This window comes from Kangiella taiwanensis (assembly GCF_020005165.1).
GTDB lineage: Bacteria > Pseudomonadota > Gammaproteobacteria > Enterobacterales > Kangiellaceae > Kangiella > Kangiella taiwanensis.
This window is the reverse complement of sequence record NZ_JAHCLT010000001.1, coordinates 418,162-443,430: the sequence shown is the minus strand read 5'-3', so window position 1 is coordinate 443,430 and position 25,269 is coordinate 418,162. Positions and strand designations below refer to the sequence as shown.

Genomic DNA, 25,269 nt, shown 5'->3' with positions numbered 1-25,269 from the left:
TAAGATTCGCTTGTGTTCAGGCATAAAGCATGGCACTTTTAGCCTATTCATTGCAACCGTACCGACAAACTTACGTTATGACCTTTTCTTTCATGCCACCGCTCGACTGGATTGCCCTTGGTTGGTTCCTTGTATGCTGGGTAGGTTACACCTATTTTGCTCGAATCAAACAACGCAATAGTTCAACTATCGCTAATCAGCTCGAAGCTAATCGCGTTGAGTGGCTCGAGCGCATGATTGAACGCGATATGCGTATGGCGGATGTCACTAGCTTAGGGATATTACAAAGAAACGTCACTTTCTTTGCCTCCACCACCATTTTCATCATTGCCGGTTTACTTACCGTCCTTGGCTCGACAGATAAAGCCATTCCACTGCTAGAAGCTCTACCTTGGATTGAGATAGACTCCCGCGCAGCTTGGGAATTGAAAATTTTGATATTAGTGGTGACTTTTGCTTACGCTTTTTTCAAGTTCACCTGGTCGATGCGGCAGTATAATTTCGCTATTGTGCTGTTTGGCTCAGCGCCGGATATAGATGACCCAAAAAGCGATAGAGAGATATTTATAAAACACACTAACTGGCTTATGAGCCGTGCTTCAAACTCGTTTAATTATGGCTTGAGAGCTTACACCTTCGCACTTGCGACTCTTGGCTGGTTCTTTAACCCCGTTGTCTTTATGGTTGCTGCAACCTTAGTGGTTGGTGTGTTATACCGTCGAGAGTTCCGCTCAGCAACCTTAGCAGCGCTGTATAACGCCAGTCACCACTGCAATGAAAAAGTCCTGAAGGACGACTAGTTTGCTATAGCGAATTCAGGTAATTCAGAACTTCTCGAAACTTCTTCACAGTCATGGTACTGCGTGCATCTGTGGCATATTGTCCTTTGACCACTACCGTTGGTACGTATTGAATCGCATAATTTTTAGCTAATGCTTCGGCTTGGTTAATACGTTGATATAAGCTCCGGTCTTCAAGCAGTTCTGCAACTTCTTGCTTGTCGTAGCCTAATTCAAAAATTGCTTCAAACAGTGCATTTTGATCTTTAGGATCAACCTCACCTGCATCAATTTGTTGTTTCAATTTCAACAAAGCATCTGGCTCGCCGTCGAGAATTTGCATAACATAAAATACTTTCGCTGCAGGACGCCACTCTTGGCGAGCAATCAAGGGAACCACTTCGAACCCTTCAAGCTCTTGTGCTAATTCTGCTTCTAACTTACGGCACGAATCACACCCTAACCACGTAAAGAAAAGATTGTCTCCCGTGGCAACTGGGATCCCATCCAACTGACTGATTTTCCAATAATCTTTACCCGCTTTGAATTCCGCAGAAGCTACCGCAGTTACGAATGACAATATGAATAGAATTAATAATCTACGCATTACATTTTCCTAGTTTCCTGAGCACTATATGATTTGCCTTGAATCAAACAGCCAATAAAAAAGGCGACCATCAGTCGCCTTTTTACCTTGAATCTCGCGCTAAATGCAAGTCAATTAGTGTAAACCCAACATAAAGTGAGCCACAGCTTCAATCTGCTGATCTGACATGCGAATCGCAATGTCGCGCATAATAGCGTTAGCGTCATTAGCACGCTCGCCATGTGAAAATGCTTTTAACTGCTTGATTGCGTATTCTGGATGCTGGCCCGATACCGCTGGGTAGCCCGCAAGATTCAGACCTTGGCCTGTAGCACCATGACACGCACTACATGCTGGTACTTTACGCTCAGCGTCACCTTGGAAGTAAATCTTCTTGCCTAAATCCAAGAATTCTTTACTTACAGCACCCAGTTGAATTTCTTGTGACGCAAAATATGCCGACAAATCAGCAATATCTTGTTCGCTCAAGTTTTTAACCATCGGCGCCATCGAAGCGTCGTAACGACCCTGGGTCGGATCTTCTGTACCTGCTTGGAAGTCTTTAATTTGCTTCTCAAGGTACTTTTCATTTTGACCTGCTAACTTAGGCCACATTGGATTACCACTGTTACCGTCTTTACCATGACAGGCGGCACAAGTTGAAGCCAATTCTGCACCTTTCGCTACGTCACCCTCTAGGGCCGTCGTTGGTGCACTCCACGCTACAAAAACAAAAGCAAAAATAGCTAACTTTCTCATCAGGTTACCTACTAAAATATAAAAACTATCCGTGACCTTAACGCCACCGACAAAATAAAATCGAAAAGCTCGGTGAATTATAGGGAACTAACCGTTAAAATGCCAATATCCTAAGGCAAAAAATCCATATTTATGCATTATCAGAAGGCCAAATACTTACTCGGAGCCGCAAAAATTAGCCAGCTACCGCCTGATGAGGGAATTGAGGTAGCATTCGCCGGCCGCTCCAATGCAGGAAAGTCCAGCGCCCTCAACGCACTCACCCAGCAAAAAAGCCTTGCTCGCACCAGTAAAACCCCTGGGCGAACCCAACTGATTAACGTCTTTACTCTTGATGATGAAGCTCGTTTGATTGATCTACCAGGTTACGGTTATGCCAAAGTCCCTGAAGCTACCAAGCTTTTATGGCAAGAAGAACTCTCTAGATACTTGCAAGAACGTGAGTGTTTGCGTGGCTTAGTGTTGTTGATGGATATCCGTCATTTCCTTAAAGATACTGACCAGCAAATGCTCCAATGGGCTTACGAGGTAGGGCTACCGGTTCACTGTTTACTGAGTAAGTCTGACAAGTTAAAGCAAGGCGCTAAATCAAAAGCTTTGTTGCAATGTAAGAAGCAACTGAACGAATTACACCCTGAAGCCACAGTACAGGCCTTTTCTTCGACTAAGAAAGACGGTTTGAGTCAACTTTTAGCAAAACTAGACTCGTGGTACGCTAACCCAGAACAGTCTTTGCAAGATAAGGATTAACCATCATGCTAAAGTCGCTACTTAAAACTGCCTTCTCTGTTTTCTTACTTTTCTTTAGTGCTGCATCAGTGGCCGCTGAAAGTGATAATGAGAAGCCTGCGCAGCCTGAAAAAACCAGTAATTACCAACCTTTGATCGAACGCTACATATTGGATGAACTTAAAGCGATTCGCCAAGATCAACAAGCTCTTCGAGCTGAGATGGAAGAAAAGGTTGCACACGCACGTCTTGATGCTTCGGATAGAGCCATTCGCTATACATCTGACACATTAAACAATATGTTTATTATTATTACGACTGCAGCGTCTATTTTAGTTCTTATGGGCTGGCGTTCGATGCGCGATGTTCGAAGCAAGCTAAACGAGGTGGTTGAGACTAAGATCAACGAACTAACACAAGAGTACGAAGATCGTCTTCACGAGCTTGAAGGTAAGCTACGTAAACGTTCCCAAGAAATCATTGATGCTCAAGAAGATATTTCTAAATCGAATGAAATCCACTCTATATGGATGCGTGCAGGTCTCGAAAGTAACCTGCATCAGAAAATAAAACTTTACGACGAAATTCTTGCCATTAGTCCAGAAGACATTGAAGCCCTAATCTATAAAGCAGATGCAGCATTTGAACTCGGGGACTATGAATGGGCCTTCAGCTTAGCTAACCGCGCCATCGATCAAGATGAAGATTATGGCCTTGCTTACTGGCAACGTGCTTGCGCTAATGCTGCTAACGGTGCCACCCAAGAGGCTTTGAACGATATAAAAATGGCAATCAAAAAAGCTCCTAAGCTAGCTGATGAACTGGAGCGGGAACCAGCCTTTAACGAATTGCATAAGCTGGAAGAGTTCGAGGCTTTAAGACCTCAAGTCTGAGTCTATTGACAAAAAACACACAAGCATAAAAAAAGGGGTGGCCTGAGGGAACATAGGAACCACCCCAAATGAGCAATTCAGCTTGGGGAGGCCGAATTGCAAAGTCCCGCTGTAAGGAGGGAGTCGCGGGGAGCACTTCATTGTGCTCATTTAAATAGACCCGTGTTTAGGTGGTTTGTTTCAAGAGTTTTGTAAGGTTGTGTAAAGAAAATTTCAAAGTGTGACATTAGCCGACGTTCGCGGCAAAAACCTGCGCTATGTCACATCTTAAGTGATAAATAGCGCAAGTTAAGATAGCAGAATGTGCTTCCATTAGTGTGCTTCTTCCCAGTTATCACCAACATCCACTTCTGCTATCAATGGTACCGATAATTCAGCAACACCCTCCATCAACTCGGGTATTTTTCGTTTCGCTAAGTCCAGATACTGTTCTTCTACTTCAAACACCAACTCATCGTGAACTTGCATGATCATTTTGATTCCCGGTTGATCACGCAACCACTTATCGACCTCTATCATTGCCAGCTTGATAATATCGGCGGCACTGCCCTGCATCGGCGCATTGATTGCTGTACGCTCTGCAGCTTTACGGCGCATGCCATTCTTTGAATGAATTTCAGGCAAGTACAGTCGACGTCCATATAAGGTCTCAACATATCCTTTGTCCGCAGCTTTCTCCCGCGTGTTGTCCATGTAAGCTTCGACTCCAGGATATCGCGCGAAATAGGTGTTGATGTAATCTTGTGCGGTATTTCGGTCAGCATCAATTTGCTTAGCAAGACCGAACGCTGACATACCATAAATAAGTCCGAAATTGATCGCCTTAGCATCACGACGCTGATTAGGGCTGACGTCATCTAATTCGACATCAAAGACTTCTGCGGCGGTCGCTGCATGCACGTCTAATCCTTCCTCAAAGGCTTTCAGCAATCCTTTGTCTTGGGATAGGTGAGCCATAATACGTAACTCAATTTGAGAATAGTCTGCAGCCAAAACCTTGCACCCCTCAGACGCGATAAACGCCGTTCGAATACTTCGTCCTTCTGCAGATTTAATTGGAATATTCTGTAGGTTCGGCTCGGTAGAAGACAAGCGTCCCGTTGCAGCAATCGCCTGATGATATGAAGTGTGAACGCGTTTTGTCACAGGGTTAATCATCCTAGGCAATTTATCGGTATAAGTTGATTTGAGTTTACTCAAACTACGATGCTCTAGAATCAACTTCGGCAGCGGATAATCTAGTGCTAGCTCTTGCAAAACTTCTTCCGCAGTTGAAGGCTGTCCTTTAGGCGTTTTTTTAATCACAGGAATGTCTAACTCCTCAAACAGAATAGCCTGCAACTGCTTTGGCGACCCAAGATTAAACTCCTTTCCTGCCATATCAAAAGCCTCAGCCTCAATTTCCTTCAGACGCTGTTCAAATTGCTGGCTTTTTTCTAACAACAGTTTGCCATCAACCAACACACCATTACGCTCTACTTTGGATAAAATCTTAAGCAAGGGCATCTCAATATGTTGGAATACCTGAGCTGGGCCTTCCTCTTTCTTTAACTCCTGCCAAATCTTTTGATGAAGTTTCATCGTAATATCAGCATCTTCAGCGGCATATGGAGCGGCCTTTTCAAGCTCAATCTGATCAAAAGTGAGCTGGTTTTTACCTTTACCCGCAATTTCCTCAAACTTTATGGTCGCGTGATTTAAGTACTTTAGAGACAATGAATCCATGTCATGGCGACTGGCAACCGAGTTTAGACAGTAAGACTCCAGCATGGTATCGAACTCAATACCACCCAAAGTAATGTCATAACGCGCCAGAACACTCATATCATACTTTAGGTTCTGTCCTACTTTTTTAATATCGTCACTTTCTAACAAAGCCTTCATCTGTTTAAGGACTTCATCGCGATCAAGCTGCTTTGGCGCACCCATGTAACTATGTGCCACTGGCAGGTAAGCTGCCTCACCACTCTCTAAAGCAAACGACATACCGACTAAGTCTGCTTCCATGTAGTTCAAACTCGTGGTTTCTGTATCAAACGCAAACAATTCTGACTCTTCTAATTTTTTCAACCACTTATCAAGATCATCCTGTGTCAGGATAGTTTCGTACTTGCTACGGTCAATCGCTGACTCTTCGGCTTCAGCTTCCTCTCCTTCTTCTCCGCTTTCTTTTAAAACTTCGGTTAACCAACGACGAAACTCCATTTTCCCATATAAATCTTTTAATTCACTTAACTGAGGTTCTCTAAGGGATAACTCTTTCGGCTCGAACTCTAAATCACAGTCCAATTTAATCGTAGCCAATTCATAAGATAAGGGCAGCTGCTCCAATGCTTCACGTAAATTCTCACCAATTTTTCCACCGATCTGGTCGGCATTTTCCATAACCCCTTCAAGCGTCTCATATTCATTCAACCATTTCACCGCTGTCTTCGGGCCACATTTATTTACACCTGGGATGTTATCTACTTTATCCCCGACCAGTGCTAAATAATCGATAATTTGATCGGGCTTTACGCCGAACTTCTCGATAACACGCTCGTAATCCGTGATCGGATTGTTCTTATCCATAGTGTTTATTAGGGTCACATTATCACTGACCAATTGCGCCATATCCTTATCACCAGTCGAAATTAACGTTTCTCGTCCTTCCGCACAGGCTTGTTTAGCCAAAGTGCCAATCACATCATCAGCCTCAACCCCATCAACAACCAGCAATGGTAAGCCCATAGCTTTTACAATTTGATGAATCGGCTCGATTTGTTGTCTCAGATCCTCTGGCATCGGTGGACGGTTGGCTTTGTACTCGGCATACAGGTCATTACGAAATGTTTTACCTTTTGCATCAAACACCACGGCCATATGAGTCGGCTGGTACTCATTGATCAAGCTCTTTAGCATATTGATCACACCAAAAACCGCTCCTGTCATCATTCCTTCTGAATTCGTCATACGTTGAAGTTGGGGCACATGATAAGCGCGGAAAAGGTAAGAAGATCCGTCTACGAGTATAAAAGGTGATTGTTTTTCTGGCATGGTGATATACGGTTTCTGAAATTGATTTAAGTGTAACGCAAGTTTTGCATCGTTCCTACTCTGAACTCTTATTGCTCATTTTGTGAACAGCGATAACGTTTTATATTCTTTTATTTGATACTTTCGTGCTGTAGATACATTTTCTACAACCATTCGTTTCATGAAGAAACGTCTTAACCAACACAGGAGGTTATTATGGCTTTTCCAGTCAACCCATTCGCATGTAGTATTGATCCAAATTCTGACGAATGTCGAGAATCCAAACGCTTTTTTCGTGATCTGCTTCAAGCAATGTACATCGCACGATACCTGCCCAAACTGCCGATCCCAAGGCCCATACCTGACCCACCACCATTTTTGCGAGATCCTACCCCTCAACCAAGCTTGGAAGCATTTCATAACGTCGTCACAGCAGAGCTTTTGGTGCACGCTTTACAGGATCCAACGCCAACACCTATGCTGAAAGCGCTCAAAGAATCGAATCTGCAATATGATGTCGCTAAAGACCTGCTGCAACAGTTTGAACTTGCCACTAAAGGTCTTAAGGAAGAACTGAAACAGCTTGGTTAAATAAACCATCTTTTTACCACTAAAAAGCCCAGCATCTGCTGGGCTTATTAATTCTAATGGTTATTTCGTTAGAATGTGCGGAACGCCACGCTGTGTGATGGTTAACTGTCTGTTTTTTACATCAAACTCAATCACGATATCCGCTAGCTTAAAAGAAAAGGTCTTCTGATCAACTGGGGTTAATGGGAAGGCTGATTGCCCAGTCGCTTGTGCATACAAACCCTGTTCTTTTAGTATCACTTCGATATCCAGCGGGAAATCGTCGCTTTGGTAGGTACCCACATATTGCTTCAACCTCTCTAATGGCACCTCTATCGCCTTTTTCGAGCTCTCTTTCTCCACTTTCAAAAAAACATCCGCTCTACCGCCCTGTTTAATCTCAAACTGATCATTTTCACGGTCAAAGCGGATCTCGATTCCTGCTCTTGAAAACTCAAACCTATCTTCACTCAGAGCCGTAAGTGGAAAGCCGCCCTGACCTGTGGCCTGCGCATATAACTGACCGTCTAATAAACTAATACTAATATCCAATGGATGGGTTCCACTTTCGTAGTCACCAACTAATGGCTTCAGCAGCTCTGCATCCAACTCAACCGCTTGGCCAAACTCTGGTACATCAACACCTTTACCAAAATAGGCATCCAACATGGTTTGGTACACCTGTCGAATGTCGTAATCCATACCATTCGTTAGCACCACCACACTCAGGTCCTTTTCTGGGTAATACGCCAAGTGTGAAATAAATGATTCGATACCACCGTTATGCCAATAGCCCTGTAGCTCTGCTCCCTCTAATTCATATTTGACCCCAAATATCCCCTTACCAAAGCCATCTTCCAGCTCAATCATCTGTTCCAAACTCGATGCACTGATTAGCTTTCCGTTGAATAACCCTGTGATAAACAGATTTAAGTCATCAGTTGTCGAGACTAAAGCACCCGCTGAATAAGCGACCGACATATCCCATTGCGGAACTTCTTGCCACTTACCATCGTTCAATTGGTAAGAAAAGGCTTCACCATTGTCAGGGTTAATCGCTTCCCCTAAAAGTGTATTTGTCATCCCCAGCGGTTTGAATATTCTTGCTTCTAACTGCTCTGCGTAGGATTTTTCTTCTATTTGCTCAAGGATATAGCCAAGTAATAAGTAATTACTATTGCTATAGGCAGTTTTCTCTCCTGGCTCAAAATCAGCTTCGAAGCTTCTGATTTTATCGATTAAGAACGACTTATCCTGTAGTGACATGTGGTACTTAATAAAATTGGGATCATCGGTATAGCTGTGTATACCCGATTGATGATTCAGCATCTGCCCAATGGTAATACGCTCCGCATTGGCCACTTTAGGGTAATAGCTACTCAATTTCGTTTGTAGGCTTAGCTTCTTCTCCTCAATCAACTGAAAAACCAACGCCGCAGTAAATGTTTTAGTGATAGACCCTGTTTTGTACTTCAACTCTGTATTATTTTTTTCAACACCATCACCCGCCACTTCCAGCGTCGTGCTATAGAGTTTCTCATTGCCTTTATACAACGCCATGCTACCCAGCAGCCGATTGTTCTCGGCTAGGGCTTCAAAATAAGGATCCAGTTGCTCAGCTAAAGTGCTTTGGTTCACTTTCGCTGTCGCCACACTGGATGTCGATAGCAGCATTGCTGACATCGCCGTGATAGTGAATGCTTTTTTTAGTTTTAGTAACCTCGATGTTACCGTTCGTTCTTTGTTCATATGCTTTTCCTTAATAGTCCAGTGAGGCTTAACGGCAGATCACAATACCTATCGTGTCAGCCTTTTTCTCGTCATTTGTCTATATTATTAACGTAGCACCAGCAAAATTATTCCCAACGAACTAGCTGCTGGTCGAATCTTAGCTAACGTATTGGATCTTTAGGGTAATTTACAGTATCTTTGCTTTTCTGTGTTTGATTATTTTTTCCACAGCACATCAGTTTCTGTGGATAACTTTGTGAAAAAGTTTCTACGAATATGACAATCACAGTAATAAATAAACAGTTTTTGCTTTGGGGAGCAAAAACGCAATATTTAACTCATATAATTCAATAGGTTGCAAAGCCAACTCAAGGCTAAACTTTAAGTGACAGCAAGTTCAGACTATAACTTAGCTGTGGATAACTTATGGATTAACGTATGGGAAAGACATCATAAGAGCCATAAATGCTAAAAACAGCAACACTCAACTTAACTTACTTTCTTGACAGTTTTACCGAATGGACCGGCCGCATCATTTCATGGCTGACTCTATTCATGGTAATCACCGTTGTTTTAGTGCTAATGCTTCGTAACTGGTTTGATTTAAGTGCTATTGCACTCCAAGAGTCAGTAACCTATATGCACGCCATCGTATTTATGCTCGGCGCCGCTTACGCCTTGAAGCACAATGATCACGTCAGAGTGGACGTGTTCTATCAAAACTTTTCTGAAAAAAAGAAAGCTTGTGTCAACATCGCTGGTTTTCTAATTCTTTTGCTGCCGGTCTGTAGCTTTATCTTTATTTATTGCAAAGACTACGTACTGTTCAGTTGGGCACTAAACGAAGGATCGAATCAACCAGGTGGGATTCCCTTAATGTATGGCCTCAAGACTTTACTTCTCGCGATGCCTGTTGCCTTGGCTATCCAAGGATTTGCTGACTCACTAAAATGCGTGACGTTCTTAATGGGTTGGGGCGAAGCCCCTGACTTCATCGCCTCCAACTCCGAACTTCCAAACCAGAGCGAGGAGCATAGCCATGTTTGAATTAATGCCTCTTCTATTGTTTCTCGCCGTATGTGCAGTCTTGCTTTGGGGCTACCCAGTAGCTTTTTCATTAGCTGGAACATCTCTAATATTCGTCGCCATAGGCGCCATGACAGGGATACTAGAGCCTGTTCAACTTAACTTCATGGCTGGGCGACTCTTTAAGATCATGGATCGGAGCACCTTAATTGCAGTGCCCCTCTTTATTTTCATGGGCCTGATGCTCGAACGCACCAAAATTGCAGAAGATCTTCTTGAGTCCATGGCTACCTTGTTCGGCAAATTACGAGGTGGCATGGGCTTTGCGGTAACCATTGTAGGAATGCTCCTAGCAGCAAGTACAGGTATTGTCGGCGCAACCGTTGTCACCATGGGGCTGCTGTCACTACCGGCCATGCTAAAACGAGGCTATAAACCTGAGCTCGCCACTGGCGTCATTTGTGCGTCAGGGACCTTAGGACAAATTATTCCACCCTCGATTGTTCTTGTATTACTGGGTGATGTACTAGCCAACGCCATGACAGAAGCCAAAAGCCAGGGCCTACAAACAGAACAAGTCGCCTCTATCGGTGACTTATTCATGGGCGCGGTGATTCCTGGCATGCTATTGGTTGTAGGCTATATGATATATATTGCCTTTGTCGCTTGGCGCCGACCAAATGATGCACCAGCCATGGAAATTGACGAAGCTGAACTTAGGCAGGCGATTGTTCGTGCGCTTAAAAGCTTATCCTTACCTCTAATTTTAATTGTCGCCGTCCTAGGTTCTATTCTTTACGGCATCGCAACACCGACTGAAGCCGCCGCTATCGGTGCTTTTGGTGCTATTTTGCTAGCATCAATGAGGAAACAGCTCACCTTAGCGCGTCTCAGGGATGTCATGCAGTCAACAGTAAAAACCACGAGTATGGTCTTCCTAATCTTAATCGGCGCCTCTATTTTCTCGCTAGTATTTAGAATGTATGGCGGCGATGAAATGATTCGTCATTTCTTTACTGAGCTACCCGGCGGGCTATTCACAGCATTATTAATCGTCATGATCGTCATGTTTTTACTGGGCTTCATCCTCGACTTCATTGAAATCACTTTTGTTGTGGTTCCGATTATCGGCCCAGTGCTACTCATGATGGGCGCCGACCCAATCTGGCTTGGAGTACTCATTGCGATTAATCTACAAACGTCTTTCCTAACCCCGCCGTTTGGTTTTGCACTTTTTTATCTGAGAGGCGTTGCTCCGAAAAATATCCGCACCGCCCAAATTTACCGTGGCGTGATACCCTTTATCGGGATTCAAGCTATTGTGCTTGCCCTGATTGCATTTTGGCCACAACTCTCCACTTGGCTCCCAACCGCACTGAATTAATGCTGAGAAAATACTATGACTAAAGCCCCTATAGGTGTGTTTGATTCTGGCGTTGGCGGCCTCTCTGTTTATCAGGCTATTCGAAAACACCTGCCGAATGAAAATATTGTCTATTTTGCTGACTCGGCATATGCACCCTACGGCCAGTTACCCAAAGATAATCTTCACAAACGATGCCAATACATTGCGGAGTTTTTCCTAAAGCACAATGCCAAAGCAATGGTCATAGCCTGTAACACAGCGACTGCGATCATGGCCGACTGGCTTCGCTCAGAATATGATTTACCGATAATTGCCATCGAACCAGCGATCAAGCCCGCTGCATCCTTAACACGTACAGGCCATATTGGTGTTTTTGCCACAGAAAACACCCTCAACAGCACTCGCTATCAACGTCTTGTAGCACAATTTGCTCGTGACGTATCAATCCACCAAGTCGCTTGTCACGGCTTCGTGGAGCAAGTTGAATCTGGAGATTTAGACTCCCCAGAAACTCTAGACCTTATAAAAGAATACCTACAACCCCTACTGAATTACAAAGTCGACACATTGGTTCTTGGCTGTACTCACTATCCCTTCCTGGGCAAAAGCATAAAAACGATTGCCGGTGCAGCACCACTAAAATTACTCGACACTGCTGACGCTGTCTCACTCCAGTTAACCCGTATTCTTGCCACTCATGATTTATTCAATAACGAGCCGCATGAGCAGGATCTCTTCTTCACCAGTTCTGATGCTTCGTCAGCCGAAATCGTTTTCTCTAAACTTTTAGGACATAAAACACAGGTTCTTGAAGCCTAACCGGCAGGTATGCGCTGAACATAAGAAATAACCAACACAGCCTTTCTTTAAATCTAAAATACTTTTAAGAATTACCACAAGATATCGCAGTTAGATTGTTAGCTTGCTAGTACTCAATAAAAAGGAGATTTCCAGCTCCTTTTTTCTATTACCGCCTAGCGCCATAATAGCTTTGTTCTGAAACGCGATGCCATTCTTTGGCCTGCTGTTTAAACTCTACAAACGACTTTAAGATTCGTTCATCAAGCTCTGTTTCAGTTTGTTCTTTCAGCATCGCTTCAGAGATCGCCTCTAGCTCAGTCAACACCTCTTTTGGTAACTCTCGTAGTTCGACGCCATGCTTATTGATCAAGGTTTGCAGTGCTTCGTTATTTTTAGCCGTAAAGTCTGCCAATAAATCTGCGTTCGCTGTACGACAAGCTGTCGTTACAATTTCCTGTAAATCTTTTGGTAAGGCTTCGTAGGCTTTTTTATTGATCAAAGCTTCAAGCGTCGTTCCCGGCTCATGCCACCCTGGATAATAGTAATAACGTGCAGCTTTAAATAGGCCAAATGCCAAATCATTGTAAGGGCCAACCCATTCAGCAGCATCAATCGCGCCGGTTTCTAATGAGGTAAACACTTCACTGCCGGGCATTAATACTGGAATTCCTCCAGCACGACGCCATACTTCTCCGCCAAGACCTGGAATCCGCATTTTCATCCCTTTCAAGTCATCCAACGAGTTAATTTCTTTATTAAACCAACCCGCCATTTGCACGCCAGTATTACCGCAAGGTTCGGGAATCAGTCCTAACGGTTCGTATAATTCACGCCACAGCTCCAGACCACCGCCATGCAGCAACCAACCGTTCATTTCTTGCGCATTGAGTCCAAAAGGCACCGCCGCGAAAAACGGCGTCATTGGTAACTTACCTTTCCAATAGTAGGATGCGCCATGGCCGATTTGTGCGGCACCGCTAGCCACCGATTCAAATACCTGTAACGCAGGCACTAATTCTCCTGAGCCATAGACTTTGACTTCCATACGGCCACCACTCAGTCGGTTAATGAGTTTCGCTAAGTACTCGGCGCCTTCGCCTAATCCAGCGAAGTTTTTTGGCCATGTGGTTATCATCGTCCATTTAATAACTTCGCCATCCCACTTTTCTACGGGTGCTGCTTTTTGCTCTTGGTTTATACCAGAACAAGCGCTTAAACCCGCCACTGCGGCGCCAGCCCCCAAAGCACCGATAAATTTTCTTCTTTTCATGGTTAGCCCTATCAGCTAGATATGTTCAGTATTATGTGTAAATTCAAATTGTCCGGGCAAAATTTGTACTAGGCACGGTCTTTTTGAGTAGTTTTCTGGCATCAATGTACCGACTATAATAAGCTATGGCAACTTTGATTAAAAAAAGACCATGCGGGGGCATTGATGTCGAGTTTTATTAATATTTATGAACAAGCACTCGATCCAGAATTTTGTAATAAGTGCATTGAAAAGTTTGAGCAAAGTTCTCATAAACGTCAGGGTGAAACAGGCCATGGTGTTGATAAAATAAAGAAGAACAGCACCGATATTACTATCACTCAGTTTCCAGACGAGTGGCAGGAAGAAATGCAACACCTACAAAACGTCGTTCTTCGCGGCATGATCCACTATGTTCGCCAATATCCATTCTTGTTAGCTGGTGCAGTATCCTTGATGTTCCAAAACCAAGAGGGTGAGATGGAGCAGCTGAGCTATGTCGACGTTGAAAAGATGGATGACCAAAGCTTAGCGCAATTCATTCAAGCTATTTACCGCCTCGGGCCTGTCAACATACAAAAGTACGATAAAGGTGAGGGTGGCTACTTCCATTGGCATTCCGAGCATTACCCTCACCCCAATGATCCTAACCAAGATTCATTACACCGCACCTTACTGTGGATGTTCTATTTAAATGATGTCGACGAAGGTGGGGAAACCGAGTTTTTCTATCAAAACGTCAAGAGCAAGCCAAAGCAAGGGTCACTGGTGATCGCACCAGCAGGTTTTACTCACACTCACCGAGGCCAAAAACCCGTTTCTAATGATAAATATATTTTCACGAGTTGGGTGCAGTATCAACGTGCTGCCCAGATGTATGGACAACAACCTCCTGAAAACAACCAGTAAGCCATAAAAAAGCCCCGCATAAAGCGGGGCTTATAACTTTAACACTAAGGGGTAGTATGGTGCTAAAGTTTTACTGTGTGCTCACAACTGTAGGCAATTTGTTTGTGGTCTATCTTTTCCCTTTTAGGAACGTCCATGCGATAAAATTCGCGAGATAGTATCTTCAGTCTTAACAAAAATCCACAGAAACTTTTAAACTATATTGCCTTTTTGCCAACCCTGTCTCTTTAATCTTACAGTTTATGGTTATCTATAACCCAACCGTTATCCTCTATATATATTTACCCATAAAAAAAGGCCGCCGAAGCGACCTTTTTAATCATTCAACCAATTATAGGTGAATGATTGGGTCTGGGTTACCGTCTGGATCATTACCGGCTGTGCCATCTGTGCTTGGATTACCGTTTTTCAACATAATCACAGCACAAGCTGCTGGAGATGCCATAGAAGTACCTGACATAGTCGTCGTACCGCCACCGTTACGTAGCGACAAGATGCTTACACCTGGCGCTGCATAGTCAACTGGCGGATTACCATAGTTAGACCATGACGGCATGTTGTCGTTAGAGTCAGTCGCAGAGATAGTGTAAACACGGTTACCATTAGCGCGAGCTGGTGAGTGGTTGCTCGCGTGGTCACCGTCGTTACCTGCTGCTAGTACGAAGTAAGCACCTGAGCTTTGAGCTGCTGCTTCAACTGCGTCATCTAGCTCTTGGCTTACTGGACCACCAAGACTCATGTTAGCGCAATCACCCGGAGAAGCGTTCGCTGCAACATGGTCAACTCCTGCGATAACGCCTGAGTATGAACCTGAGCCACGTGAATCTAGTACTTTAACTGGAACAACTGTTGCGCCAGCAGCAATACCCACTACATCTTGGCTATTGTCGATTGCAGCGATAGTACCCGCTACGTGAGTACCATGACCGTTACCGTCGTCAGTGTCCGCATCTTTACCCTTTGTGAAGGCAGTGAAACCACGGCTAGCGTCTACATTCAAGTCACCGTGGTCAGTATCGATACCAGTATCTAGTACCCATGCTGTGTAACCAGCGCCATTCTGAGCACCACCAACACGAGTCACACTCCAAGGAGTGGTTTGGCCGCCACCGCCGCCACCGCCACCTGGCTTACCTTTAAAGCTCACGCTTACTACGCCGTCTGGAGACATACGCTTAACGTTCATGTTACCACCAAATGCTTTTTCAGCGGCGTGACATGGTGCATTTACCGTGAAACCTTTAATCGAATTAGTGTAAACGTGTCGAACTGATGACTTTGCTCGTTGAGCCATTCCTTTTGCTAAACCTTTCACCTCGTCAGCATTCAAATTATCTTGCAGGGTGATGATACAACGGTTCTGTACATTCAGCTCATCATTTGATGAATATGTTGGTTCCACAGCTAGAGATTGTGTCGATACAATTGCCATGCCTACGGCACTAGCGATTACAGTTTTTTTCATTAGGAAATTACCCCATTTGGTTTTTTAAGTTTTGGACCCTATTCTGCTTTTAAAGCTCTGTTTTTATTAATAGAATCCGCTCGACCCAGCTGTTATATCAACTGCTCATTTTACGATCAAGCATTATTTATAATTATGCCAACTGGTTAAACCAATTATTATTTCTAATCAATAAAAAAGGCAGGGATAACCCTGCCTTTTCTAGAAAGTTTAACTAATTATTCGATATTAGCCACACTTTTTAGGACCACCTTTACATGGTTCTGGCTCTGGGTCACCGCCGCCGTCGCCGCCGCCGTTATCTACTGAACCAGTACAACCGTTCGCCGTTAAGTAGTCGCTAGCCAGTTTCGCTTTTACGATACCGTAACCAAAGTAGTCGTCACGACCTGCTGTGCCTTGGTCTTCAGCCGTCGCTTTCATCGCGTTACGAACTTCAGTACCTGAACAGCTTGGGTGATTTGACCATACTAACGCTGCAACACCTGCTACTGCTGGAGTCGCCATCGACGTACCGCTCATGTAACCGTAGTCGCTTGCGCCAACGTTTACTGATGCAGTAGAAGCACCGACGATAGTTGCACGATCTTCTTGAGCTGCACCAACAGCTGGGATAGTCGTAGAGTTAGAAGTACCTAGCGTACCGTAAAGCATGCCTGGTTCATTGTTAACGATAATCGCGCCAATACCACCAGAGTTTTCACAGTTAAGTACCTTGTCGTGGAATGAGATAGCACCACGATCAATTAAACATACTTTACCGTTCGCGCCAGAATCTGTTGCTTCTGCTGTACCCATGAAGTACGTAGAGCCACTTGCTTGGCCGTTGTTTTCCATAGCTGACACAGCAATACCTGCGCCATCAACAGATCCCGTTGCTAAAGAAGCACCGCCTGCTGGATAAGTAGATAGTGTATCAACACCACCCGCTGTTACTTCTACGCCATAACCGTCATGCGTTTCAGTTGTCGCGTTTTTACCACGGCCTGAAGTCATTGTGTTTGACGGGAATTGTGAGAAGTCTGCGATGTTGTTGTTGTTGTCATTAGCACCAATCATCATCACAGATTTATAACCCGCAGGGTATGAACGTACACTGTTACCATCGTTACCCGCTGCAGCCAATACTAAACCACCGTTTGCAGTAAAAGTGTCGAATGCATTTTCTTCAGTGCTGTTCGCACCACCGCCACCAAGAGACATGGTGATGATGTTCGCGCCAGCTTGAGTACATAGGTCAGCAGCGTGTGCTAAGTCTGACGAGTAACCCCAACCCGAAGCGTTGAATACTTTAATGATGTGCATAGGAACACCAGGAGCTAAGCCTACAACACCGATACCGTTGTCAGCTGCGCCTACTGTACCCGCGACGTGTGTACCGTGTGGGCCACCGTCTGTAAACCAGTCGCCAGTGCCAGAATCGCTGTCACCAGTAATAACCGACCAGTCGAAATCGTTATTTTTGCCACCAGTTTCACCTTGTGCACCAGCGATACCTGAATCGATTACACACACTTTCTGGCCTGGGCCAAGCGTTAATTGATCAGCTTGTGATTGATATACAGCGTATGGAGTTAATTGCTGAGCAGTTGGATCACCTGCGTCATCATTGTAAATCGCCATTGGGAAACGCTTCAGATCTTTTTCCATCTTCTTGAAGCCTTTCTGACCACGAATGGCGCTCTTCCCCTTCTCATCTAAATCTACAGCAAACCAGTTTTTGCCTTCTACTAATACTTTATGACCTTTTTTTAGGCCTTGACCATTATCGTTATATGAAACGATCACTCGCTCTGCGTGGGCTGCAGTACCTAGCGCAAGCACAGTAGCTGCACAAGCCATTTTCATTTTAAAATTCATCACTACCCCTTTGGTATTTCTTTTTTGAAACAATAAAAAAGCTCCATCACTATGGGTGAGGTTTTAACTTTCCATAGTTGATGAAGCTCGAGACAGAATTAAACCAGCTTATATAAAGTTATGTCAAACACTATTTTTTCTAATGCAACAATATTCACAATGCTGATACAAACCGTTACAAAGCATATGTATCTAAGATGTGAGATAAATTTTTAAGGCATTGATTTTATTAGCTTTTAAATATAAAAAAAGGCCGCCGAAGCGACCTTTTTACTCACTAAACAGGTGGTCTGATTAGTTCGAACTACCTGTTAAAGTCACGCCAGAGTATGCACGATAACCGCGTAACATGATGTGGTAAGTGCCTTCTTGTGCACTCAATGTACAAGTCTCGCTGTTACCATTTCTGTACGGACGGCAATCATAAGTGCTTGTCGTTGGCTGACTGCCATAACGAACGTATAAGTCAGCATCACCTGAACCGCCAGAGATTGAAACTGACACTGAGCTACGGCCTGCTGGTACTTCTAGCGTGAAGTACTGCGTGCTGCCTTGAGCACCAGACAAGTTAGACTCGTTAATGGTGTCGTTTACAGGAGGGTTAGAACCTGCATCAGTGTAGTCTGCTGTTAAGCTAGTATTTGAGTAAGAGCTATAACCGCGGATCATCACGTGGTACGTTCCTGCCTGTGGCGAAGCGAACGAACAGTTCTCTGTGTTACCGCTTCTGTACGGACGGCAGTCGTAAGTGCTGGTTGTTGGCTCTGAACCAAAGCGTACGTACATATCAGCATCACCAGAACCACCGGCCATGTCGAATGTTAGGTCAGTTGCACCTGCTGGTACTTCAAAGGTGTAGAACACTTCAGAACCTTGTGCACCGCTAATACCTGTTTCAGCAACGCCTTTTGTTAACTCGTTACCACTTGGTGGTGGAGGTGGGTTACCACCGCCACACACTGAGTCTAGCTCAGCAATTGCAGCTTGAGTTTGCACTAAGCCGTAACCTGTACGGTCATCACGACCTGCTACATCAAGATCCAATGCTGTATCTTTTAGAGCTTGACGAACTTGAGCCGCGGTACACGAAGGGTGGTGGCTCCACGCTAGCGCTGCAACACCTGCAACGTGAGGAGTCGCCATTGAAGTACCGTTGTAGTATTCCCAATCTTGACCACCGTCTTTAGACATAGTCACGTTTTGACCAGCTTTGTTTGCCAGCTCAAGTCCCGTCGCACGATCAACTGATACTACTGGCGTATTGCCAATTTTACTGTTGAAGTCGATAAGGAAAGGATGCTGTAAACCTGGGCGAGCAGCATTACTGTATACCACAACACCTTCTGCACCTGCGTCCATACACGCATCGACGCCACGGTATTCTGGGTAATTGTTTTCAGTAGAACTGGTGTTATCACCTTGGTTCTCTGCACGCTCAACTAAACATACTTTACCTGTCATGCTAGGGCAGTTATATGTTGTGCCTGACGTTGTACAAACACCCAGCGTGCCTGAAGCAGTACCAACGTTAGCGCTGTTATCAAAGCTTAAGCTGCTGTTGTAGAAGTTTTGCGGCACCACACCATTGTCAAAATAGTCAACGCCACCAACTTCTAACTGACCTAAGAAACCGTCGCCGATTCCTACAGTCGAAAGAATCGCTTCACCTGGACCTGCGACTTCAACTTGGCTCGTGTATTGCGAGAAGTTCGCGTGCTTGTTACCAGAGTCAACCGCTGCAACCGATACAACTGCATCGTAAGATGCTGGGTATGAGTGACTAGAGTTACCGTCATTACCCGCTGCCGCAATGTTTAATACGCCATTGTCATAGTGGTTTTGGAAAGCGTTACGCTCTGTAGTAGAAGAACCTGAACCACCTAAGCTCATGTTAATAACGTTAGCGCCATTGTTGACACATTCGTCAACTGCGGAGATTAACGATGAAGAGTAACCCCAACCCGACTCGTTGAAAACTTTGATCACGTGGATGTTAACGTTTGCATTTGGCATAACACCAACAACACCTGAGTTGTTCGATACAGCTGCAATCGTACCTGCTACGTGAGTACCATGTGATCCGCCTGGCTGATACCAGTTACCTGTACCTGAGTCATTGGTGCCCGTGTGGTTGTTGCTCGCTAAGTCAGAGTTATTAATGTCATAACCTGAGTCAATAATACAGACCGTGCGGTTGCCTGCGTTGCTGTCTGAAACCACGTCAGCCTGTACGCGAGAAATACCCCATGGCTCGATTTCAACATTGTCGAGATTAGTCGCGTACAATTTACGCTTTAGATCTGGCTCAACATATTCAACGTTAGGATTGTTCTTTAGTGCTTCTAAAGCGTTGGCCGAAACTTCCATAGCGAAAGCGTTGTGCTGCTTTAGATTAATTTTTAACTGACCACCAGCTTTCATAGCCATTGCTTTGGCTTGTTTGCCGTGACCAGGTTTGAATTTAACGATTACGCGCTGATTTTCTTCATCAGCTGCTGGCGCTGTGATGGTTGTTTTACCCATCGCGCCTGAAGCGTGAGCACTTACGCCCATCGCTAATAATGTGGCTGTACAAGCCAATTTCAATTTAAAACTCATTAAACCTACCCCTATAAGTATGTGCCTTAATGTATTGGGACTTTCCTTAAAACGAAAAAAGCCCTGTTCTACGGAAGGCGCTCTGTCTCTTCCTTTTCGAACAAGGCTTTGCGATTAAAGCAGTTAATGAATCTCTGGATCAAGCATTAGTTTTTATATTTTACAAATTTGCTACCAAGCGTTACAAAATAAATATACCTCAGATTATCTCATTATAAATCAATTAGTTATGAAGCAGGCTCTAATTTAGCATATGCTAACATGAGTTTTTTTAACCCTTCTTTTTCGAAATTGACCTGAACAGAAGCTTGGGGGCCATCACCCTCATAATTAATAATAATGCCTTTCCCAAATTTTGGATGTTGAACTAACTGCCCTAGATGGAAACCTTCGGGGCCTTTCGGCTTAATCGGTGATTGTTTTTGAAAAACAGGACGTTGCACCTGAGTATTCAAGCGAACCTCGGTCATCAAATCCGCGGGAATTTCACTGATAAAGCGCGACACGGACGGGTACGTTTCACGCCCCCACATTCTGCGCTTCTCGGCATAAGTTAAATAAAGCTGCTTCATTGCACGCGTAATACCGACGTACGCCAAACGCCGCTCTTCTTCTAAGCCGCCAGGCTCATCAAGCGACATCTGATGCGGAAATAGCTTTTCCTCCATGCCCGCAATAAAGACCAAAGGAAATTCCAGACCTTTTGCCGAATGCAGCGTCATCATCTGCACCGCTTCTTGATATTCATCAGCCTGTGTATCGCCCGCTTCCAATGAGGCATGTGCAATAAATGCAGTTAACGGACTCATGTCAGGCGTTTCTTCGACAATCACCTCGTCAGGATCAAATTCTCGCGTTGCGTTCACCAACTCCTGTAAGTTCTCTTTACGCGCCTGAGCTTTCTCACCTTTTTCCTTGCTCACTTTATCCATCAAGCCCGAGTGCTCGATCACCACTTCGGTTTGCTCCCACAGATCCATCTCCGCTGTGCTGGAATCCAGCTCGTTAATTAAATGCAGGAATCCTGCCATAGCCGTACGAGCGCGTGGTGGTAATAACTGCTCCACCACCATTGTATTCGCCGCTTTCCATAACGAGGTTTCATCGTTGCGAGCTTTCTCTCGCACCAAATCCACCGACTTCTCACCCAACCCCCTTGCTGGTGTATTCACCACACGTTCAAACGATGGATCATCATCACGATTGGTCATCAAGCGCAAATACGCCAAAGTATCTTTAATTTCTGCACGCTCGAAGAATCGCAAACCGCCATAAATACGGTAGGGAATACTGCGGTTGAGCATCGCATCTTCTAGAATCCGCGACTGAGCATTACTTCGGTACAAGATCGCGATGTCGTTATAACTGTTGCCCTGCTGCACCCAATCCTCGATCCGTGCCGCAATAAATCGCGCTTCTTCCTGCTCGTTGAACGCAGAGTAAACCGTGATGGGCTCGCCTTCATTACCTTCTGTCCATAAACTCTTGCCCATGCGATCGCTGTTGTAGGCAATTACGGCGTTAGCCGCTTTTAGAATGGTGCTGGTCGAACGGTAGTTTTGCTCTAGGCGTGAAATTTTGCAGTCGGGGAAATCATTCTCAAACTGCTGAATATTCTCAATTTTTGCCCCACGCCAGCCGTAAATCGACTGATCATCATCACCGACAATGGTGATGCGGTTGTTGTCGTTACACAGCAGGCGGATCCATGCATACTGAATGGCGTTAGTATCTTGAAATTCGTCCACCAAGATATGCTGAAAGCGCTCTTGGTAATGCTTCAGCAGGTGTGGATTGTTCGCCCAAAGCTCATATGCTCGTAACAAAAGCTCGTTGAAATCAACTAAGCCAGCGGTTTTACACGCTTCTTCATAAGCGTAATACACCTTGACCATGGTGCTTACGAAAAAATCACCGTGGTGCTGGATATTGCCGGGACGTAAGCCATCATCTTTCTTGGCGTTGATAAACCATTGCGCCTGCTTTGGCGGCCACTCGTTATCATCAAGATTTAACTCTTTCATCACACGCTTAATCACGCGTAACTGGTCTTGAGCATCCAAAATCTGGAAGCCCTCGGGCAAACCCGCATCACGATAGTGGGCGCGCAACAGGCGATGGGCAATGCTATGGAAGGTCCCAACCCACATGCCTCGCGCAGGCATAGCGAGCATATCTTCGACCCGCCCTAACATTTCTTTCGCCGCTTTATTGGTAAAGGTTACCGCCAGAATCGAATGCGCCGACACCTGCTCTACCTTAACCAACCAAGCGATACGATGGACTAAGACCCGAGTTTTACCCGAGCCAGCACCCGCCAACACCAACAAAGCTTTGTTGGGTGCGGTGACCGCTTCTTTTTGTGCATCATTTAACGATTCGATTATGCTAGGGGCGTCCATATAGGCTATGCTTGTTTTAATTTTCAGTTGATGGGCTATTGTATGAAAAAAGCGACACTATTATTACCCTTTTTCTTATCCTTTTTCGGGGTATCCCTGCTTTTGTCTGGCTGCAGTGGCATGCTGGTTCCCTCGGAAGAAGAAAAGCTGATGCAGGATGCCTATTCATTACAACGAGTTAGCGTCCTTCAACATGCGATTAATGACCCCATCGTCGGCTATAAAGCCGGATTAACCAGTGAGCAAGGCCAACAAGCCTTTAAGGTTGATGAGCCATTGGTTGGTGCTTTATTTGCCAGCGGTTTTAGCCGCAGTCGTGGTGCTTATCTGCTCGGAAACTATCATGATCTTCGTTTAGAGGTTGAGTTGGGCTTTATTCTCAGCAAGCCCATAACCCAGCCGATAACCGTCGATGAACTGCCGCAATACATCAAAGCCATGGTGCCGATTGTCGAGCTGCCTAACCTTCGCTTTGCGCGGAAAGAAGAAATCACAGCTGTCACATTAGTCACCAGCAATGTGGCGTCTAATCACTTCATCATGGGCAACACCATGCCGTTCGATATGGAGTATGTAAACGACTTCCAAGCGACCTTGCTAAAAAACGGCGAACCCATTACTCAAGGCAAAGCGACTGATGCCATGGGTGATCAAAAAGAAGCCCTAGTGTGGATGGTCAATAAGTTGTTGTCTGTCAATTACCCTATCAATAAAGATAACTTGCTGATCACCGGCGCCCTTGGCACAATGTTGCCCGCACAAAAAGGGCAATATGAAGCACGTTTTCGTACCGCTACCATGGACGAGCACGAAACCTACATCATTGCTTTTTCAATTCGATAAGGTCATCTGGGAACACAATTGAGGAGTCATTATGCGCGCCGTATTTTTAGACGCTGATACACTAGGCAACTGGCAAGGAAAATCACACCAACCTATTGCTGATTTATCGCCACTCGCTGAGTGCTTCGATGATTTCGACGTGTATGGTTTAACTAAGCCAGAAGATGTTCTCGAACGCTGTAAAGATGCGGATGTTATCCTTACCAACAAAGTCGTTCTCGATGGCGAAACTCTAAAGGAACTGCCAAAACTGAAAGCTATCCAACTCGCAGCCACGGGTATGAACAACATTGATTTAGAAGCCGCCAAAGAACTCAATATTCAGTGCTTCAATGTGGCTGACTATTCTACTTTCGCCGTAGCGCAGCTCACTCTTCAGTTTATGCTAAATTTCGCCACTCGCGCCTGTGAACATTATCAATTAACAGCCCAAGGAGCTTGGCAAAAGAGCCGTATGTTTACCCTAACCGACTTTCCTATCATGGAACTCGAAGGCAAAACTCTTGCGCTCGTGGGTTATGGCAATATCGGACAGAAAGTTGAAGAGCTGGCCAAAGCGTTTGGCATGAAGGTTATCGTCGCCAATATTCCTGGACGTCCCATGCGCGACAATCAAACAACGCTTGAAGATGCCTTACCACAGGCTGACTTTGTCTCGCTGCACTGCCCTCTAACGGATGAAACCAAAGACTTGGTTAATCGTGATTTCTTTGCTCAAATGAAATCCACCGCTTATTTGATTAATACCGCTCGTGGTCCAGTCATTAATGAAGAAGATCTTGCCAAAGCACTTAAAAACAAAGTGATCGCAGGAGCTGGGCTCGACGTTCTTTCCGTCGAACCACCAAACCCTGATAATCCTTTGCTCGCAACGGATGTTCCCAACATCGCCATCACACCGCACATCGCATGGGCGAGTCACGAGGCTAAGCAACGTTTGATTCAAGGTATGGCGGAGAATATGGCAGGGTTTAAATAAGCTCTGCCCCCTATTTATTTCAAACATTTTTAATACACTAACGCTCTCATAACAACGCTTCTATCTCCGTATAGTCTATATGTAAGTGCTGGCAATCTGCATTAATACTGCTTTGAATATCGGTATCATGGTTATCACCAATATGAAGTAATTCTTGTGGTTCGATATTTTTTAAGTCGCAGATTTTATGTAGCATATCAGCAGAAGGCTTGGCGCGACCATCGACGCCTGCGATGTAGTGCTTTTCAAAGTAGCCCATTAAACCCAGCCAGTATAAGTTCGAGTTACCGTTACTGACAGCGAATAAGCTGTATTGTTTTTTTAACTTGTCTAAAAGCTGATAAGTGAATTCGGGGATCTGAATTTGATTGCGCCAGTAATAAAACACACCAAACGCTTGGTTGACTAAATTTAAGTCGCCTGCTGTTTCTAACAACATGTGCTCAATCACTGCTTTGCGTAGTGTCGTCATATTATCAAAGTGCGGGACATCCTGAGCTAGGAATTGCTCAGAGACGCGATGCATGGCTTCTTTTGAGTAGTGCTCGCCGAATGGTGGGTGCTTTTTACAAAGAAAGTTATAAAGCTCCTGCTCGCACTTTTCGATTACCCCTGAGTTGTCCCACAATGTATCGTCGAGATCAAAGCTAAGAACTTTTACTTTACTCCAATCCACAGCTTGAATTTTTTCTTCGGTAGTTTTCGACAT

The 25,269-nt window shown here is 44.8% G+C and carries 20 protein-coding genes; 10 read left to right on the top strand and 10 right to left on the bottom strand.

Going from position 1 to position 25,269, the window contains the following annotated elements; genetic code table 11:
* The first annotated feature begins 29 nt into the window (after positions 1 to 29).
* Positions 30 to 800: a DUF599 domain-containing protein gene (locus KFK88_RS02150; protein WP_223577012.1), complete on the top strand. Its 771-nt coding sequence runs from the start codon at positions 30 to 32 to the stop codon at positions 798 to 800.
* A 4-nt stretch (positions 801 to 804) separates the two neighbouring features.
* On the opposite strand, the gene KFK88_RS02145 is transcribed toward KFK88_RS02150, so the two are convergent.
* Together KFK88_RS02145 and KFK88_RS02140 are read right to left on the bottom strand one after the other, a co-directional pair.
* On the bottom strand, positions 805 to 1,386 hold the full coding sequence (locus KFK88_RS02145; protein ID WP_223577011.1) for a DsbA family protein: 582 nt from the start codon (positions 1,384 to 1,386) through the stop codon (positions 805 to 807).
* 114 nt (positions 1,387 to 1,500) lie between these two features.
* A complete protein-coding gene (locus KFK88_RS02140; RefSeq protein WP_223577010.1) occupies positions 1,501 to 2,124 on the bottom strand; it encodes a c-type cytochrome in 624 nt (207 codons plus the stop codon).
* Between the two features lie 132 nt (positions 2,125 to 2,256).
* Here KFK88_RS02140 and yihA point away from each other — a divergent pair, with 132 nt between their 5' ends.
* Both yihA and KFK88_RS02130 read left to right on the top strand, forming a co-directional pair.
* The gene (yihA, locus tag KFK88_RS02135) at positions 2,257 to 2,874 is read left to right on the top strand and encodes a ribosome biogenesis GTP-binding protein YihA/YsxC (protein ID WP_223577009.1); all 618 of its coding nucleotides are present in this window, start codon (positions 2,257 to 2,259) and stop codon (positions 2,872 to 2,874) included.
* Positions 2,875 to 2,879: 5 nt separating this feature from the next.
* Positions 2,880 to 3,746 carry a tetratricopeptide repeat protein gene (locus tag KFK88_RS02130; RefSeq protein ID WP_223577008.1) on the top strand — a complete coding sequence of 289 codons (867 nt, stop codon included), beginning with the start codon at positions 2,880 to 2,882 and terminating at the stop codon, positions 3,744 to 3,746.
* A 312-nt stretch (positions 3,747 to 4,058) separates the two neighbouring features.
* Here the strand turns inward: KFK88_RS02130 and polA are convergent, their stop codons facing one another.
* On the bottom strand, positions 4,059 to 6,782 hold the full coding sequence (gene polA, locus KFK88_RS02125; RefSeq protein WP_223577007.1) for a DNA polymerase I: 2,724 nt from the start codon (positions 6,780 to 6,782) through the stop codon (positions 4,059 to 4,061).
* A gap of 195 nt (positions 6,783 to 6,977) precedes the next feature.
* Here polA and KFK88_RS02120 point away from each other — a divergent pair, with 195 nt between their 5' ends.
* On the top strand, positions 6,978 to 7,352 hold the full coding sequence (locus KFK88_RS02120) for a hypothetical protein (protein WP_223577006.1): 375 nt from the start codon (positions 6,978 to 6,980) through the stop codon (positions 7,350 to 7,352).
* Between the two features lie 60 nt (positions 7,353 to 7,412).
* Here the strand turns inward: KFK88_RS02120 and KFK88_RS02115 are convergent, their stop codons facing one another.
* Positions 7,413 to 9,080: a serine hydrolase domain-containing protein gene (locus tag KFK88_RS02115; protein WP_223577005.1), complete on the bottom strand. Its 1,668-nt coding sequence runs from the start codon at positions 9,078 to 9,080 to the stop codon at positions 7,413 to 7,415.
* Between the two features lie 447 nt (positions 9,081 to 9,527).
* On the opposite strand from KFK88_RS02115, the gene KFK88_RS02110 reads away from it, so the two are divergent.
* From KFK88_RS02110 to murI, 3 genes are read left to right on the top strand one after another with little or no spacing between them, the layout of a single operon-like run.
* On the top strand, positions 9,528 to 10,109 hold the full coding sequence (locus tag KFK88_RS02110; protein WP_223577004.1) for a TRAP transporter small permease subunit: 582 nt from the start codon (positions 9,528 to 9,530) through the stop codon (positions 10,107 to 10,109).
* Entirely contained in the window at positions 10,102 to 11,472 is a 1,371-nt protein-coding gene (locus KFK88_RS02105) for a TRAP transporter large permease (RefSeq protein ID WP_223577003.1), read from the top strand. The genes KFK88_RS02110 and KFK88_RS02105 overlap by 8 nt, the downstream gene beginning before the upstream one ends.
* Positions 11,473 to 11,487: 15 nt before the next feature.
* On the top strand, positions 11,488 to 12,273 hold the full coding sequence (gene murI, locus KFK88_RS02100) for a glutamate racemase (protein ID WP_223577002.1): 786 nt from the start codon (positions 11,488 to 11,490) through the stop codon (positions 12,271 to 12,273).
* 148 nt (positions 12,274 to 12,421) lie between these two features.
* Here the strand turns inward: murI and KFK88_RS02095 are convergent, their stop codons facing one another.
* Entirely contained in the window at positions 12,422 to 13,525 is a 1,104-nt protein-coding gene (locus KFK88_RS02095; RefSeq protein WP_223577001.1) for a TRAP transporter substrate-binding protein, read from the bottom strand.
* 165 nt (positions 13,526 to 13,690) lie between these two features.
* On the opposite strand from KFK88_RS02095, the gene KFK88_RS02090 reads away from it, so the two are divergent.
* A complete protein-coding gene (locus KFK88_RS02090; protein ID WP_223577000.1) occupies positions 13,691 to 14,413 on the top strand; it encodes a 2OG-Fe(II) oxygenase in 723 nt (240 codons plus the stop codon).
* Between the two features lie 331 nt (positions 14,414 to 14,744).
* On the opposite strand, the gene KFK88_RS02085 is transcribed toward KFK88_RS02090, so the two are convergent.
* The 4 genes from KFK88_RS02085 to uvrD form a co-directional block, all read right to left on the bottom strand.
* Positions 14,745 to 15,878: a S8 family serine peptidase gene (locus KFK88_RS02085; protein WP_223576999.1), complete on the bottom strand. Its 1,134-nt coding sequence runs from the start codon at positions 15,876 to 15,878 to the stop codon at positions 14,745 to 14,747.
* 228 nt (positions 15,879 to 16,106) lie between these two features.
* Entirely contained in the window at positions 16,107 to 17,738 is a 1,632-nt protein-coding gene (locus KFK88_RS02080) for a S8 family serine peptidase (RefSeq protein ID WP_223576998.1), read from the bottom strand.
* 294 nt (positions 17,739 to 18,032) lie between these two features.
* Positions 18,033 to 20,336 (bottom strand): S8 family serine peptidase, encoded by a 2,304-nt coding sequence (locus tag KFK88_RS02075; protein WP_223576997.1) that lies wholly within the window; start codon positions 20,334 to 20,336, stop codon positions 18,033 to 18,035.
* A gap of 227 nt (positions 20,337 to 20,563) precedes the next feature.
* The gene (uvrD, locus tag KFK88_RS02070) at positions 20,564 to 22,738 is read right to left on the bottom strand and encodes a DNA helicase II (RefSeq protein ID WP_223576996.1); all 2,175 of its coding nucleotides are present in this window, start codon (positions 22,736 to 22,738) and stop codon (positions 20,564 to 20,566) included.
* A 42-nt stretch (positions 22,739 to 22,780) separates the two neighbouring features.
* On the opposite strand from uvrD, the gene KFK88_RS02065 reads away from it, so the two are divergent.
* Positions 22,781 to 23,581: a 2-keto-4-pentenoate hydratase gene (locus KFK88_RS02065; protein ID WP_223576995.1), complete on the top strand. Its 801-nt coding sequence runs from the start codon at positions 22,781 to 22,783 to the stop codon at positions 23,579 to 23,581.
* A 31-nt stretch (positions 23,582 to 23,612) separates the two neighbouring features.
* Positions 23,613 to 24,560, top strand: coding sequence for a D-2-hydroxyacid dehydrogenase (locus tag KFK88_RS02060; RefSeq protein ID WP_223576994.1), 948 nt, complete (start codon positions 23,613 to 23,615; stop codon positions 24,558 to 24,560).
* A 46-nt stretch (positions 24,561 to 24,606) separates the two neighbouring features.
* On the opposite strand, the gene KFK88_RS02055 is transcribed toward KFK88_RS02060, so the two are convergent.
* Positions 24,607 to 25,269 (bottom strand): HAD-IA family hydrolase, encoded by a 663-nt coding sequence (locus KFK88_RS02055; protein WP_223576993.1) that lies wholly within the window; start codon positions 25,267 to 25,269, stop codon positions 24,607 to 24,609.